This window comes from Yersinia vastinensis, from assembly GCF_902726565.1.
GTDB lineage: Bacteria > Pseudomonadota > Gammaproteobacteria > Enterobacterales > Enterobacteriaceae > Yersinia > Yersinia vastinensis.
Genome location: NZ_CACVAF010000005.1, coordinates 303,860 through 319,840, shown reverse-complemented (window position 1 = coordinate 319,840; position 15,981 = coordinate 303,860). Strand labels below are relative to the sequence as shown.

Here is a 15,981-nt window from a genome sequence, read left to right as displayed (position 1 = left end):
AGAGTTAAGTGTTCGAGCGCCTATACCCTTTATCCTTGAAGTTGCAGGGGCTATGCTGCCTGTAACTTCAAGGATAAAGGGTATAATTGTTTAGACTCAGAGAGCAAGACTATCAAAATTAGCGATAATCTGTGTTGGCTCTATGGCGTCACACTCATTTTCCGATACAAAAACTGGAGAAAATGCGCCCCAGTAAGTCATCCGAGCTAAATTCGCCCGTAATTTCACTCAAAGACTGTTGTGCCAAACGTAATTCTTCTGCCAGCAACTCACCTGCGTGAGCACTTACTAACTGTTCATGGCCTTGAACCAGATGCTGTGCGGCGGTTTCCAGTGCTTGCAAATGACGACGGCGAGCCAGGAACCCCCCCTCAGTATTACTGGTAAAGCCCATGCTTTGTTTTAGATGGTCACGTAGCAGGTCAATACCTTCACCCGTTCGTGCGGATAAGCGGATTAGTGAGTGACCATTCACTTCGGTTAAACCCAAGGTTTCACCGGTAATATCGGCTTTATTGCGCACCACTGTTATGGGTAATGTTGCAGGCAACCGCGCCATAAACTCCGGCCAGATAGCCGCGGGTTCAGTCGCATCAGTGGTCGTGCCATCAACCATAAACAGCACGCGATCCGCTTGTTCAATCTCATGCCAAGCCCGTTCGATACCAATGCGTTCAACTTCATCATTGGCTTCGCGCAAACCGGCGGTATCAATGATATGCAGTGGCATACCATCGATGTGAATGTGTTCTCGCAGCACATCACGGGTTGTTCCAGCGATGTCAGTCACGATGGCAGCTTCACGGCCAGCTAATGCATTGAGTAAACTGGATTTACCGGCATTAGGGCGACCAGCAATCACCACTTTCATCCCTTCACGCAACAGGCTACCTTGACGGGCCTCTGTGCGCACTTGCTCCAAATCCGCCATTACGCCGTTTAACTGGCCTTCAATTTTCCCGTCTGAAAGGAAATCAATTTCCTCATCAGGGAAGTCAATGGCTGCTTCGACGTAGATGCGCAAGTGAGTGAGTGCTTCCACCAATTGGTGGATACGGACAGAAAATGCACCCTGTAATGAATTCACTGCCGAGCGCGCCGCTTGCTCTGAGCTGGCATCAATCAGGTCAGCTATAGCTTCTGCTTGCGCCAAATCCAGTTTGTCATTTAAAAATGCGCGCTCAGAGAATTCACCAGGACGGGCAATCCGCAGCCCTGGAAGGGCCAGAATACGTTTTAATAGCAAATCCAGTATAACTGGGCCGCCATGGCCTTGCAGTTCCAGCACGTCTTCGCCCGTGAAGGAATTCGGGCCGGGAAAGTAGAGAGCAATACCTTGGTCCAATGTGCTGCCATCAACATCTTTAAAAGGCAGATAGTCGGCATAGCGCGGCTTGGGTAATTTACCCAACACGGTCTGTGCAACGGTGGCGGCAGCACGACCAGAAACACGTAAAATGCCAACGCCACCACGGCCGGGGGGGGTTGCTTGTGCCACGATAGTGTCAGTGGTGCTCATGGTTATTTCTCTCTTCTAAAAGAATAAGGCGGTCATATTGACCGCCCTATCATACCCTTGGCTCTTGAAGTTACAGCGTTCAATCTGCTTTCGGCAGATTGGTCACCCGAATCACTGACCTGCACCAGCTCATCGGGAGTCATTTGTTTGCTGCCTAACCGTCACTCCAATTACTTTGGGCATTTATCATATTAAGACGATTTTTTCTTGTCGCGGCTGTGTAAACCACGTTTTTCCAGACCACGATAAATCAACTGCTGTTGCAGGATGGTCACCAAGTTACTGACGATATAATACAGTACCAGACCTGCTGGGAACCACAGGAAGAATACAGTGAAGATGACCGGCATAAAGGTCATGATCTTCTGCTGCATTGGGTCAGTCACGGTCGTTGGTGACATCTTCTGAATGAAGTACATGGTGATACCCATCAGAATCGGCAGAATGTAGTACGGGTCTTGTGCTGACAGGTCATGAATCCACAAGATGAACGGCGCATGGCGCAATTCAACAGAGCTCATCAACATGTAATACAACGCCAGGAAGATAGGCATCTGAATGATCAGCGGTAAGCAGCCACCCAGTGGGTTAACCTTCTCAGCTTTGTACAGCGCCATCATTTCCTGACTCATACGCTGCTTATCGTCACCGATACGCTCACGCATGGCAGCCAATTTAGGCTGTAGCAAACGCATTTTTGCCATCGAGGTGTATTGCGCCTTTGTCAGCGGGTACATGATACCGCGCACGATAAAGGTGATAACAATGATGGAGAAGCCCCAGTTACCGACAAAGCTGTGAATGAATTTCAGCAGTTTGAACAGTGGCTGAGAAATAAACCATAACCAACCATAATCAACAGTCAGGTCCAGATGTGGCGCGATAGCCGCCATTTTGTCCTGAATTTCTGGACCAACCCATAAGGTTGCACTCAGTTGCTTCTGCTCGCCGGGTTGAATGACAACAGGCGCACCTTTGAAGCCGATCGCTGCGAGGCCGTTACCCAAATCAGCGGAGTAGAACGTGTTGGTTTCGTTAGCTGTTGGGATCCATGCAGTTGCAAAATACTGCTGCAACATCGCTACCCAGCCACCTTTGGTGGTGATGTCCAAGTTTTTGTCTTCGATATCACTAAAGCTGTATTTTTTATATTTAGTTTCATCAGAAGAGTAAGCCGCACCACGATAAGTATGCAGCGCAAAGTTATTGCTGCCAGTATCACGGTGTTTAGGCAAGTTGATGCTTTGCTTTAATTGACCAAACAGCGTCAGTTCCAGCGGGGCTTCTGAGGCGTTTTTAACGTGGTAGTCCACACCAATGGCGTAGTCATTACGTTTCAGCACGAAAGTCTTGGTGAAAACAGAGCCATCTTTACCGGTGAAGGTCAGTGGAATGCGCAGTTCATCTTGACCATCAGCCAATACAAAGCTGGTTTGAGGCACCTCGAACAGCGGGCGCTCACCGTTAGCTGGGTTGTCTGGACCACTTTTGCCCGTCAAGCCACTTTGTGCCTGATAAATGAACGCAGGGGTGGTTTCCAGTAATTCGAAAGTTTTGTCTGAACCCAGAGCATCCGGGTAAGCCAGCAGGTTAGCCTGCTCGATGTCACCGCCACGGGTATTAATGGTCAGAGACAGCACATCAGTTTTTACAGTAATCAGTTGACCCTGACCACTGCCTGGCACAGCCTGGCTTGCTTTATCACCGGTAGCAGTATTCGCAGTCTGTTGCGTGGTCTGAGCAGCTGGTTGTGGGTTGTTATCCACTTGCCAGGCTTGCCAGATCATGAAAGACACGAACAGCAGAGCGATGAGTAGAAGATTGCGTTGCGAATCCATCGTTAGTGTTCTCTGTTATCGTCGGGTTTCGGCGGCACGGGATCATCGCCACCTGGGTTCAAAGGGTGGCATTTTAATACGCGTTTCAGTGTTAACCAACTGCCTTTTATCATCCCAAACCGGCTCAATGCCTCAATTCCGTAATGAGAGCACGTCGGATGGAAACGACAACGCGGCCCCAGCAGCGGACTAATCACGAGCTGATAGCCCCTGATTAGCCCGATCAGGATGCGGGAGCCTGGCGACAGTGGCGACGCCATAATTTTTCCAAAGCTTCCGTCAACGCACGGTTATCGAGGTCAGCCACACCTTTTTTCACCAAAACGACAAAATCCATTGATGGCAAAGTATGCTGATGCAAACGGAAACTTTCTCGCGCTAGGCGCTTTATCCGATTACGTTCATGAGCACGTTTGACATGTTTTTTGGCGACGGTGAGACCAATGCGGGGATGCCCCAGCTCGTTCAGGCGGCCGAGGATGGTGATTTGCGGCGTGCCAGCCCGTTGTGGCTGCTGGAAGACGAAAGTAAAATGACTGGGAGTTAACAAACGTAACTCCCTAGGAAATGCTAGCTTAACCACTTAGATGGTTAGCTTTTATTACTTAGAAACAGTCAGACGAGAACGGCTTTTCGCACGACGGCGAGCCAGAACTTGACGACCATTTTTGGTGGCCATACGAGCACGGAAACCGTGGCTACGGTTGCGCTTCAATACGGACGGTTGGAAAGTGCGTTTCATAGCGATTTCTACCTAAACTTAAAATAATTACTGATTCAGTAAACGCGTTTGGCTGCTCGGAGTGAAGACACCGACGCCTCAATCGCAACATATAAAGAAGCGGGATTGTAATAATTGTACAGTCCTGAGTCAATTGACATTGCGTCCGCCCGCACAGAAGTTTTCTGTATCGGGAGTTTACCAAGAGCCTGTCCGTGTTCACCGCTGGTTTCTTTTTGGCCAAAGCCATCAAGAGATCAGGCATCACACGTAGGGCTGAGGATTATACGGACTCCCGGATAAATCGCAAGGATCGCCGCGTGATCCTTAAAATATTAATGAGGATCAGTTGCCAGAAAAGAGGAAAGTGATTTCAGTATATTCTGAAATATTTTGGGATCGCTGATGATGAGGGGCACGAAAAGCTGTGCGCTAGGTTACACTCCGAACAGAAGTTGTGCCCTGTGGATAAAAAGGATCTAATCTGTGAGGAAGGGGAGGATCTATTGCGCCTTTTGCGCTATGATCCGCCATTCCGATCGCATCCACTACTCTGGGATCACTACTCCGGGATCTTGGGAGGGTGTGAGTCGTAAAACAACCGAAAAACGGTTCGCATGTCACTTTGGCTTGCTACAGGCCATATTGGCGTGTGTCAAAAACGATGAGTTACAAAAAATCCTGATTTCTTTCTTTTATTGATCTTGTTCGAGTGGAGTCCGCCGTGTCACTTTCGCTTTGGCAGCAGTGTCTTGCCCGATTGCAGGATGAGTTACCTGCCACAGAATTTAGTATGTGGATACGCCCCCTACAGGCGGAACTGAGTGACAATACTCTGGCGCTTTACGCACCTAATCGTTTTGTACTGGACTGGGTCCGTGATAAGTACTTAAACAATATCAATGGCTTGCTGAATGATTTCTGTGGCACCGAAGTGCCTTTGCTGCGTTTTGAAGTGGGCAGCAAACCGGCGGTAAGAGCACACAGTCATCCAGTGACAGCCAGTGTTAGCGCGCCTGTTGCTCCGGTTACCCGCAGTGCCCCTGTGCGTCCGAGTTGGGACAGTTCGCCCGCGCAGCCTGAACTTTCTTACCGTTCGAATGTGAACCCTAAGCACACATTTGATAACTTCGTTGAAGGTAAATCTAACCAACTGGCGCGTGCTGCTGCACGTCAGGTTGCTGATAATCCGGGTGGTGCGTATAACCCCCTATTCCTTTATGGCGGAACAGGCTTGGGTAAAACCCACCTGTTACACGCAGTAGGGAATGGCATCATGGCGCGTAAAGCCAATGCCAAAGTGGTGTATATGCATTCGGAGCGTTTTGTACAGGATATGGTTAAAGCCTTGCAAAACAACGCAATAGAAGAATTTAAGCGCTATTATCGTTCGGTTGATGCATTATTAATCGATGATATTCAGTTCTTTGCCAATAAAGAGCGTTCTCAGGAAGAATTTTTCCACACCTTTAATGCCTTGCTGGAAGGCAATCAGCAGATCATTTTGACCTCAGATCGCTATCCAAAAGAGATCAACGGGGTAGAAGATCGTCTGAAATCGCGCTTTGGCTGGGGCCTGACGGTGGCAATTGAGCCGCCGGAACTGGAAACCCGTGTCGCGATACTGATGAAGAAAGCGGATGAAAATGATATTCGCTTGCCGGGTGAGGTTGCGTTCTTTATTGCCAAGCGTCTGCGTTCCAATGTTCGTGAACTGGAAGGGGCATTGAATCGGGTGATCGCCAATGCCAATTTTACGGGCCGGGCCATCACGATTGATTTTGTTCGTGAAGCTCTGCGTGACTTGCTGGCATTGCAGGAAAAGCTGGTTACTATCGATAATATTCAAAAGACAGTTGCTGAATATTATAAAATTAAGGTCGCTGACCTGCTCTCCAAACGGCGTTCCCGTTCGGTGGCCCGTCCACGCCAAATGGCGATGGCACTGGCGAAAGAGTTAACCAACCACAGCCTGCCTGAAATCGGCGATGCGTTTGGTGGCCGCGACCATACCACGGTGTTGCATGCTTGCCGCAAGATTGAGCAATTGCGTGAGGAAAGCCACGACATCAAAGAAGATTTCTCTAACTTAATCAGAACATTATCCTCCTAGCGCTATGAAATTTATCATTGAACGTGAGCATCTGCTAAAACCGCTGCAACAGGTCAGTAGCCCGCTGGGTGGACGTCCTACGTTGCCAATTTTGGGTAACTTGTTGTTGCAAGTCACTGAAGACTCTTTGCTGCTGACCGGCACCGATTTAGAAATGGAGATGGTCGCGCGCGTGGCGCTGTCTCAGCCCCATACTCAGGGTGCAACGACAGTGCCTGCACGGAAGTTTTTTGATATCTGGCGCGGGTTGCCGGAAGGGGCTGAAATTACCGTTGCATTAGATGGTGATCGCCTACTGGTGCGTTCTGGCCGTAGTCGTTTCTCGCTGTCTACTTTACCTGCGGCAGATTTCCCGAATCTGGATGACTGGCAGAGTGAAGTTGAATTCACTTTACCGCAAGCAACATTGAAACGTCTGATTGAGTCTACCCAGTTCTCAATGGCCCATCAGGATGTGCGCTATTACTTGAACGGCATGCTGTTTGAGACTGAAGGCGAAGAGCTGCGTACTGTCGCAACTGATGGTCACCGGTTGGCGGTTTGTTCAATGCCAGTGGGCCAGACGTTACCTTCACATTCGGTGATCGTGCCGCGTAAAGGTGTGATGGAGTTGGTGAGATTGCTGGATGGCGGAGATACACCGCTGCGTCTACAAATTGGCAGTAACAATATTCGCGCACATGTGAGTGATTTCATTTTCACCTCGAAGCTGGTTGATGGCCGCTTCCCGGATTACCGTCGTGTCTTGCCGAAAAATCCTGATAAAACGCTACAGGCAAGCTGTGATTTACTGAAACAGGCCTTTTCTCGCGCCGCCATTTTGTCTAACGAGAAGTTTCGTGGCGTGCGGCTGTATGTTAGCCAAAATCAGCTTAAAATCACCGCTAATAACCCTGAGCAGGAAGAAGCGGAAGAGATTCTTGATGTTAGCTACGATGGGGAGGAAATGGAGATCGGTTTCAACGTCAGCTATGTGCTTGATGTGCTGAATGCGCTCAAATGCGAAGATGTGAACCTATTACTGACCGACTCGGTATCGAGTGTGCAGATTGAAGATGGGGCGAGCCAGGCTGCAGCTTATGTTGTCATGCCAATGCGTCTGTGATCTATAGCGGGTTATTTTACTTGCCAGCTTGGGATTGAGCTGAAGTACGCTCCGGTGACAGTGCGCTGTCTGCGCCCAATCTGTCTGCGACAATTACGCCCGAGGTCAGGGATACAAGAATAAGAAGCAGTTTCATGGCGTTGACGCGTTTACTGATAAAAGATTTTCGCAACATTGAATCGGCAGACTTAGCGCTGGCGTCGGGTTTTAATTTTTTAGTCGGCCCCAACGGCAGTGGTAAAACCAGTGTGTTGGAGGCGATTTATACCCTTGGCCATGGTCGCGCTTTTCGAAGTTTACAGGCCGGTCGTGTGATTCGTCATGAATGTGCTGAGTTTGTTTTACATGGTCGGGTTGATGCCAATGAGCGCGAATCGTCCGTGGGATTGAGCAAAAGCCGGCAGGGTGATACCAAAGTGCGCATTGATGGCACTGATGGCCATAAAGTGGCTGAATTGGCACAAATGCTGCCGATGCAACTGATTACCCCTGAGGGTTTTACGTTATTGAATGGTGGGCCAAAGTTTCGGCGCGCTTTTTTGGACTGGGGTTGCTTTCATAATGAACCCGGTTTTTTTACGGCCTGGAGCAATCTTAAAAGATTACTTAAGCAGCGTAACGCCGCGCTGCGCCAGGTTAGTCGCTATGCGCAAATCCGGGCTTGGGATCAAGAAATTATCCCGCTGGCTGAACGTATTAGTGAGTGGCGGGCGGCATACAGTGATGCAATTGCGGCAGATATTTCAGCTACATGCGCCCTGTTCCTGCCAGAGTTCGCCCTGAGTTTCTCTTTCCAGCGCGGCTGGGATAAAGAGAGTGACTATGGTGAGTTGCTGGAACGCCAGTTTGAGCGTGACAGAGCGCTAACCTATACCGCCGTCGGGCCACATAAAGCGGATTTTCGCATTCGGGCCGATGGTACGCCGGTAGAAGATTTGCTATCGCGCGGTCAGCTGAAGTTGCTGATGTGCGCACTGCGGTTAGCGCAGGGTGAGTTTCTCACCCGACAGAGCGGGCGGCGTTGCCTGTATCTGCTTGACGATTTTGCTTCCGAATTAGACACCGGTCGTCGTCGATTATTAGCCGAGCGTTTAAAGGCGACTCAGGCACAGGTTTTTGTCAGCGCAGTGAGCGCTGAACAAGTGACTGACATGGTGGGCGAAAAGGGCAAGATGTTCCGTGTGGAACATGGCAAAATAGAGGTTCAACCACAGGATTAAAAATGAGCGAGAAACGTTGATGTCGAATACTTATGACTCCTCAAGTATCAAGGTATTAAAAGGGCTGGATGCGGTTCGTAAGCGTCCGGGCATGTATATCGGTGATACTGATGACGGTACCGGTCTGCACCACATGGTATTCGAGGTTGTGGATAACGCTATCGACGAAGCCCTCGCGGGTCACTGTAAAGAGATTGTGGTGACCATCCATTCGGATAACTCCGTTTCCGTACAGGATGATGGTCGTGGTATCCCAACCGGCATGCATGACGAGGAAGGGGTATCGGCGGCAGAGGTCATCATGACTGTGTTGCATGCTGGTGGTAAATTTGACGATAACTCGTACAAAGTTTCCGGCGGTCTGCATGGCGTAGGTGTGTCGGTTGTTAACGCCTTGTCTGAAAAACTGGAGCTGGTGATCCGCCGTGAAGGTAAAGTTCACGAGCAGACTTACAGAATGGGTGTGCCGCAGGCACCACTGAAAGTGGTGGGTGAAACCGATCAAACCGGGACAACCGTGCGCTTCTGGCCGAGTTTCCAGACCTTCACCAATAACACTGAATTCCAATATGAAATCCTAGCTAAACGTCTGCGTGAGCTGTCGTTCCTGAACTCTGGGGTTTCCATCAAACTAAGAGACAAACGTAACGATAAAGAAGACCACTTCCACTATGAAGGCGGTATTAAGGCGTTTGTTGAGTATTTGAACAAAAATAAAAACCCGATCCACCCGAAAGTGTTCTATTTCTCCACCGTGAAAGACGATATCGGCGTAGAAGTGGCCTTACAGTGGAACGACGGTTTCCAAGAAAACATTTACTGTTTCACCAACAACATTCCGCAGCGTGATGGGGGAACTCACTTAGTGGGCTTCCGTACGGCAATGACCCGTACTCTGAACAGCTACATGGATAAAGAAGGCTACAGTAAAAAAGCGAAAATCAGTGCAACCGGTGACGATGCCCGTGAAGGCCTGATTGCTGTGGTTTCCGTGAAAGTGCCAGACCCTAAATTCTCCTCACAGACCAAAGATAAATTGGTTTCTTCTGAGGTGAAAACGGCGGTTGAAACGCTGATGAACGAGAAGCTGGTTGAGTATCTGCTGGAAAACCCGACTGACGCCAAAATCGTCGTCGGTAAAATTATCGATGCAGCCCGTGCCCGTGAAGCGGCGCGTAAAGCTCGTGAAATGACCCGTCGTAAAGGGGCGTTGGATTTAGGTGGCTTGCCAGGTAAGTTAGCTGACTGCCAAGAACGTGACCCTGCATTGTCCGAGCTCTACTTAGTGGAAGGGGACTCTGCGGGCGGCTCTGCGAAGCAAGGCCGTAACCGTAAGAATCAGGCGATTTTGCCGCTGAAAGGTAAAATTCTGAACGTTGAGAAAGCGCGTTTTGACAAAATGCTTTCTTCACAAGAAGTTGCCACCCTGATTACTGCGTTGGGCTGCGGTATTGGTCGGGATGAATATAACCCGGACAAACTGCGCTATCACAGCATCATCATCATGACCGATGCCGACGTGGATGGTTCACACATCCGTACTTTGCTGCTGACGTTCTTCTATCGCCAAATGCCGGAAATTATTGAGCGCGGTCATGTCTATATCGCTCAACCGCCATTGTATAAAGTGAAGAAAGGCAAGCAAGAGCAATACATCAAAGATGATGATGCGATGGAACAGTATCAGATGACATTGGCATTGGATGGGGCAGCATTGCACATCAATGAACATGCGCCTGCATTGTCCGGTGAGCCATTAGAGCGACTGGTTGCTGAACATTACAGCGTACAGAAAACCATCGCGCGTATGGAACGCCGTTATCCGCGTGCTTTGCTGAATAACCTGATTTATCAGCCAACGCTGAAAGAAGAAGATTTAACCAATAAAGAGGTTGTGACGCAGTGGATTGATTCGCTGGTGTCCATGCTGAATGAAAAAGAACAGCATGGCAGTAGCTACAGTTCAGTGGTGCGCGAAAACCGTGAGCGTCAATTGTTCGAGCCAATATTACGTATTCGTACCCACGGGGTTGATACGGATTATGAGCTGGACTTTGATTTCATCCACGGTGGTGAGTATCGCAAAATCTGTCTGCTCGGCGACAAACTGCGAGACCTGATTGAAGAAGGTGCTTTTGTTGAGCGTGGTGACCGCCGTGTACCGGTTTCCAGCTTTGAAGGCGCGTTAGAGTGGTTGGTGAAAGAGTCTCGTCGTGGTCTGGCAATCCAACGCTATAAAGGGTTGGGCGAGATGAACCCGGAACAATTGTGGGAAACCACCATGGATCCAGAAGGCCGCCGTATGCTGCGTGTGATGGTTAAAGACGCTATTGCAGCAGACCAATTATTCACCACTCTGATGGGTGATGCGGTTGAACCTCGTCGTGCCTTTATCGAAGAGAATGCGCTGCGTGCAGCGAATATCGATATCTAATTGATCAGATTGATTATTGTCTGATAGAAAGCCCGGAGCAGGAAGCTGTCTCTGGGTTTTTTTTGCGTGGATAGGACGCAATTCGGAATTCCTTTCTCTGTGGTACTGATGCGGCGCACGGACTCATTAGAATCTGATCGCAATATCGCGTTAGCATCGGTTATGAGTTAAATATAAATGAGGGCCTTATGGCTATTGAACTGATCGCTATTGATATGGATGGCACGTTGCTTAATCCACAGCATGAAGTGACCCCACGGGTAAAACAGGCGATTGCCGCTGCTCGTGAGAAAGGTGTTTGCGTGGTACTGGCGACGGGACGCCCTTATATCGGGGTTCAACGTTATCTGCGTGAGTTGAATATGGAAGGTAGCGGTGATTATTGCATCAGCAATAACGGGGCTTTGGTACAAAAAGCAGCGACCGGTGAATGTATTTTGCAGGAAACGATCAGTTTTGAAGACTATCTCTATTTTGAGGCTTTATCACGTAAAATGGGGGTGAGTTTCCAAGCTTTTGATTTTGATACCTTATACACCGCAAACAAAGATATCAGTAAATATACTCTGCACGAAGTGATGTTGACCGGTATTCCATTGAAGTACCGCGCGGTAGAAGAGATGGACCCAACACTGCGCTTCCCAAAAGTGATGATGATTGATGAGCCTGAAAAACTGGATCATGCATTAGAGATGATGCCTGCCGAGGCTTTTGAGCGCTTCACCATCATGAAGAGTGCGCCTTTTTACCTAGAGATTTTGAGTAAGCGGGTTGATAAGGGAACGGGGGTAAAAATGCTGGCAGAGCATTTGGGCATCGCGCAAGAGAATGTCATGGCTCTGGGTGATCAGGGCAATGATATCGCCATGGTTAATTATGCTGGTGTGGGTGTGGCGATGGGAAATGCCATTCCTGAACTGAAAGAAATCGCGCAGTTTGTGACCGGAACCAACAGCGAAGATGGTGTGGCGATGGCTATTGAGAAGTTTGTCATTTAATTTTGTTGAGGCCGATAAATGCTGTTTATCGGCCTCAACAGTGAGGATATCAGCCTAAATCAGGTGGCGAGATTATTCTAAAATGCCTTTCACAATTTGCACATCTTGAATGCCCAAACCGGTTAAATCAGCCAAGGTAATCTGCTGATCGTTATTTCTAAAAGGCCCGTTTTGCGCTAAAGCCACCCCAATTTCAGTCAAGGAATGATGGGCTAACATTCCTCGCTGGAATGCTTGAGAAATTTCACCAAATTCAGTGCATTGCTCCCATGAGTCCACCAATATTTTATCGGCTTTTGCGACTAAATCAGGCGCTAACTCATGCTTGCCTGCGCCATCGGCTCCGACAGCGGTAATGTGAGTGCCGGGCTGAATATCCACGGCATGCAAAATGGCTTCCCGGCTTGGTGTGGTGGTGACGATCAATTGGCAGTGACGGGCTAACTCTGCGGCATTTTGTGTGGTATTAACGTCAAAACCTTCCGCTTGAGCATATTGCCGATATTCCTCTAATGCCGTTTCACTGCGCCCCCAGACCCATAGCTGGCGACATGAAATGACACTTTTCAGGTACATCAGATGCAGGCGTGCCTGCATACCTGTACCAACGATGCCGATAGCACGAATATTTCGTGGCGCACAAAGTTCGGCAGCAATACGCCCGGCGAGCGCGGTACGTAGCGCGGTTAGCCAGCCTTCATCCAATAGCAGGGCTTGTGGCTCGCCCGTTTGTGCAGAAAATGCCATCATCACTCCCTGATTACTGGCAAGACCCTGAGCGGGGTTATGATAAAAACCGCTTGAGACCTTTACCACAAACAGCTTGTCACCCTGTAAATAGCCACTTTTAATACAGCAATCACCATTGGCTTGCTCAAACAGTAAATGTTGTACTGGGGGCATTTGTACCTGCTTTTGGCTGAAAGCAATAAAACCGTCTTTGAGCAGCAAGGTGATGGCATCAGCGTCGAACTTGTCGAGAATTTGCTGTTTACTCAGGATAATCATTCGCTGACGGCCCCCAGATATTTTTCCAGTACGATATTTTTCCCGCATAGCACTACCGCGACTTTTTTACCTTGCCACTGTGGTGCCAGTTTTAGCGCGGCGGCTAAAGCGACACCTGCGGCCCCTTCGATCATCCAGCGGTCAGTGCGGGCAATTAAACGCATGGCTTCTTTAATTTCCTGCTCGCTCACCAGCACTTTTTGGTCAATTAGCTGTTGGCACAGCGCAAAGGTGATAGCACCCGGCTCGACCCCGCCCGCAGTGCCATCGGACAGTGTCTCTTGCTCGGCAACATCCTGAATTTGACCTCTTTCCAGGCAGGTATACATGCTGGTTGCATTGGCTGGCCAGCAACCTATCACCTGCGTTTTATCAGAGAGTTTCTTTAATACCGTCGCAATACCGGAAATTAGGCCACCGCCGCCCACCGCCACAAAAACAGCATCAAGATCAGGTTGTTGCTCAACCATCTCCATACCACAAGTGCCTTGTCCAGCAATGACCTGCTTATCGTTATAAGGGGAAATATAGACTTTATCTTGCTGTTGCGCGGCAGCACCCGCCGCCAGTTCTGCATTTAATGCATCTCCAGGAATCAGTTCAATATGACCCCCTAAGGCGCGGATAGCCTCTAACTTGATAGCTGCGGCTTGCTCGGGCGCATAAATTGTGGATTTCACTCCCGCCAGTTTACCCGCCAGAGCCATCGCCTGACCATGATTACCGGTAGAAGCAGTGATTACTCCCTGTTGGCGCTGCTCGTCAGTAAGTAAACGCAGTTTGTTACTGGCCCCGCGAAATTTAAAAGAACCGGTGTGTTGCAGATGCTCACATTTGAGATAGATTTCACAACCACTGTGCAAAGACAGCAGTGGGCTGTACTCCAGTGGTGTCACTCTCACTTGTGGGCGCAATACTTGGTGGGCCTCTTTGATGGCATCGAATAGCGTATTCATAGCGGTTCCTTTAAATTTTCAGTTGTTTTTGATGTTTTTCAACTGGTTGTAAACGGTAGCCCGGCCAATATTAAGGATTTTTGCGACATAGCCTGCGGCATTTTTGCCGTTAAATGCTCCCTGCTGATAAAGCGCCTCAATGAGCTTACGGCGGCTGACACTGTTTAACGTCGCCAGTGTCAGTTGCTGCTGTTGAAGCCAGTGATGAGTGTAAGTGTTGATCCGTTCCTGCCAATCATCTTGGAACAAGACATCAGGCTGGGGCTGTAATTGATGTCCCGATAGGAACATATCCAGCGCCGCTTTGGCACTTTCAAAGACGGTAATATCCAGATTAATACACAGCAGACCGACTGGTTGCCCTGTGTCGTCTCGCAGCACGGTGCTTATTGAGCGCAATTGCCGACCATCCCAGTTACGCTTTTGGTATGGGCCGATGACCTGCGAGTGTTGGTCAAATTGCAGGTCACTGAGATTGGAGTCTTCCCCCAATTCCCTTTGTGAATAGTTATTAGCGACATAAACCAGTTTCTGGCTGGTTAAGTCGTGAATAGCAACTTCTGCATAGGGGGAGAACAGTGTGGCGATTGCATCGGCAATGGGCTGGCATCGGTTAAGCATTGAGGGGACTTTTTCTGGAATTTAAAATCCATATTAGACTTTTTTTTCTAAAATGCTATTGATAATTGCCAACTCGCTTTTACATTAATGGGAAGTGGGGGTGATATAATTTAGCGTAATGAATAATCGCTAACACAATCGTCTCCGGAGTCAGTATGGCCTTTCACGAACAACAACTCACCTTTGCTCCCAGGGGCCATCAACTGACCAATATCAATGTCTGGACACCGGATAGCCAGTGGCTGGCGTATGATGTGCGGCCTAACGGCAGTACGTTCAGTGGCTTAACCATTGAGCGAGTTAATTGCTCAACTCGTCATATTGAAGTTATTTATCGAGCCCAGCAGGGGGCGCATGTGGGTGTGGTGACGGTAAGTCCGGACGAGCCTGCACGTTATGTGTTTATCCACGGGCCAGAGCATCCGGATAGCCACTGGCATTATGATTTTCATCATCGCCGAGGGGTGATTGTGACAGAACCGGACAGGGAACTGGCGGTGACACTGGATGCCATGGATATTAGCGCACCTTATACAGCTGGCGCATTACGTGGTGGTAGCCATGTGCATGTTTTTAGCCCTGATGGCAGTCGCCTGAGTTTTACCTATAACGACCACGTATTGCACGAGTTAGATCCCGCGTTGGATTGCCGCAATGTGGGGGTGGCTCTACCGTTACATGGTGTCAACCCACCCAAACAACATCCGCGGGAATATGATGGTAGTCATTTCTGTGTGTTAGTCACTCGCACTACACCTACGCCACAGGCGGGCAGTGACCAGATAAACCGTGCTTATGAAGAGGGGTGGGTCGGTACGCAAGGTTATATGAAGGCCGATGGCCGCCGCCAGCGTTGGGCGCTGGCATTTATTGGCGATACGCTTTCGGCACAAGGTGAAAAAATTCCAGAAATCTATATTGCCGATTTACCTGAGCATGATAGGGATTATGCTAAAGCTGGGGCAGAGCCACTTGAGGGAACGAAAACCACGTTGCCAGCCCCACCTATGGGCGTCAGTCAGCGGCGAATAACGTTTACTGCCGAGCGGCGCTTCCCCGGTCTTGCCACCAGCCCTCGGCACTGGCTGCGCGCATCACCTGACGGCAGTGCCATTGCTTGTCTGATGAAGGATGATAGCGGCATAGTGCAGATGTGGTTGGTTTCACCAAATGGGGGGGAACCACGGCAGCTAACATTGACTGAGCAGGGGATTCAATCGGCTTTTAGTTGGCATCCACAAGGCCATTGTTTGGCATTTGTTAGTGATAACAGTGTGATGCTGTGTGATAGCACAACCGGCCAATTACAGCGGTTAACCGCGCGAAGTGCTGTGGCACCATTGGCGGATGCAGTGGTATTTTCACCGGATGGAACTCAAATTGCATTCATGCGGGAAATAGACGGATTCACTCAAATCTTTACCGTACATGTGCCTGAGTGAGCGGCT

The 15,981-nt window shown here is 49.3% G+C and carries 14 protein-coding genes; 6 read left to right on the top strand and 8 right to left on the bottom strand.

Going from position 1 to position 15,981, the window contains the following annotated elements:
* Positions 1-154: 154 nt before the first annotated feature.
* From mnmE to rpmH, 5 genes are all read right to left on the bottom strand, one after another.
* Entirely contained in the window at positions 155-1,519 is a 1,365-nt protein-coding gene (mnmE, locus tag HUZ92_RS10025) for a tRNA uridine-5-carboxymethylaminomethyl(34) synthesis GTPase MnmE (protein WP_050295608.1), read from the bottom strand.
* Between the two features lie 191 nt (positions 1,520-1,710).
* Positions 1,711-3,357, bottom strand: a complete 1,647-nt coding sequence (gene yidC / locus HUZ92_RS10020; RefSeq protein WP_050099350.1) for a membrane protein insertase YidC — start codon at positions 3,355-3,357, stop codon at positions 1,711-1,713.
* A 2-nt stretch (positions 3,358-3,359) separates the two neighbouring features.
* Positions 3,360-3,617 carry a membrane protein insertion efficiency factor YidD gene (gene yidD / locus HUZ92_RS10015; RefSeq protein WP_005161103.1) on the bottom strand — a complete coding sequence of 86 codons (258 nt, stop codon included), beginning with the start codon at positions 3,615-3,617 and terminating at the stop codon, positions 3,360-3,362.
* Complete coding sequence (rnpA, locus tag HUZ92_RS10010; protein WP_005161101.1) at positions 3,581-3,940, bottom strand: ribonuclease P protein component; 360 nt, start codon at positions 3,938-3,940, stop codon at positions 3,581-3,583. Before rnpA ends, yidD begins: the two co-directional genes overlap by 37 nt.
* Before the next feature lie 18 nt (positions 3,941-3,958).
* On the bottom strand, positions 3,959-4,099 hold the full coding sequence (gene rpmH, locus HUZ92_RS10005) for a 50S ribosomal protein L34 (RefSeq protein WP_002220736.1): 141 nt from the start codon (positions 4,097-4,099) through the stop codon (positions 3,959-3,961).
* A 703-nt stretch (positions 4,100-4,802) separates the two neighbouring features.
* Here rpmH and dnaA point away from each other — a divergent pair.
* The 5 genes from dnaA to yidA all read left to right on the top strand — a co-directional run bounded on the left by dnaA (position 4,803) and on the right by yidA (position 11,948).
* Complete coding sequence (dnaA, locus tag HUZ92_RS10000) at positions 4,803-6,191, top strand: chromosomal replication initiator protein DnaA (protein WP_050099354.1); 1,389 nt, start codon at positions 4,803-4,805, stop codon at positions 6,189-6,191.
* Between the two features lie 4 nt (positions 6,192-6,195).
* Entirely contained in the window at positions 6,196-7,296 is a 1,101-nt protein-coding gene (gene dnaN, locus HUZ92_RS09995) for a DNA polymerase III subunit beta (RefSeq protein ID WP_145579521.1), read from the top strand.
* 134 nt (positions 7,297-7,430) lie between these two features.
* Positions 7,431-8,516 (top strand): DNA replication/repair protein RecF, encoded by a 1,086-nt coding sequence (gene recF / locus HUZ92_RS09990; protein ID WP_050099358.1) that lies wholly within the window; start codon positions 7,431-7,433, stop codon positions 8,514-8,516.
* Positions 8,517-8,535: 19 nt separating this feature from the next.
* A complete protein-coding gene (gene gyrB / locus HUZ92_RS09985; protein ID WP_050099361.1) occupies positions 8,536-10,950 on the top strand; it encodes a DNA topoisomerase (ATP-hydrolyzing) subunit B in 2,415 nt (804 codons plus the stop codon).
* 188 nt (positions 10,951-11,138) lie between these two features.
* On the top strand, positions 11,139-11,948 hold the full coding sequence (gene yidA / locus HUZ92_RS09980; RefSeq protein WP_050099363.1) for a sugar-phosphatase: 810 nt from the start codon (positions 11,139-11,141) through the stop codon (positions 11,946-11,948).
* Positions 11,949-12,020: 72 nt separating this feature from the next.
* Here yidA and HUZ92_RS09975 read toward each other — a convergent pair whose 3' ends face one another.
* The 3 genes from HUZ92_RS09975 to HUZ92_RS09965 are packed head-to-tail and all read right to left on the bottom strand — an operon-like array spanning position 12,021 to position 14,533.
* Positions 12,021-12,956 (bottom strand): ornithine cyclodeaminase family protein, encoded by a 936-nt coding sequence (locus HUZ92_RS09975; protein WP_050099364.1) that lies wholly within the window; start codon positions 12,954-12,956, stop codon positions 12,021-12,023.
* A complete protein-coding gene (locus HUZ92_RS09970; protein WP_050295615.1) occupies positions 12,953-13,912 on the bottom strand; it encodes a threonine/serine dehydratase in 960 nt (319 codons plus the stop codon). The genes HUZ92_RS09975 and HUZ92_RS09970 overlap by 4 nt, the downstream gene beginning before the upstream one ends.
* An 18-nt stretch (positions 13,913-13,930) precedes the next feature.
* Positions 13,931-14,533, bottom strand: coding sequence for a helix-turn-helix transcriptional regulator (locus HUZ92_RS09965; RefSeq protein ID WP_050099368.1), 603 nt, complete (start codon positions 14,531-14,533; stop codon positions 13,931-13,933).
* 155 nt (positions 14,534-14,688) lie between these two features.
* Between HUZ92_RS09965 and HUZ92_RS09960 the strand changes: the two genes are divergently transcribed.
* Positions 14,689-15,975 carry a DUF3748 domain-containing protein gene (locus HUZ92_RS09960; protein ID WP_050295617.1) on the top strand — a complete coding sequence of 429 codons (1,287 nt, stop codon included), beginning with the start codon at positions 14,689-14,691 and terminating at the stop codon, positions 15,973-15,975.
* Positions 15,976-15,981 lie beyond the last annotated feature (6 nt).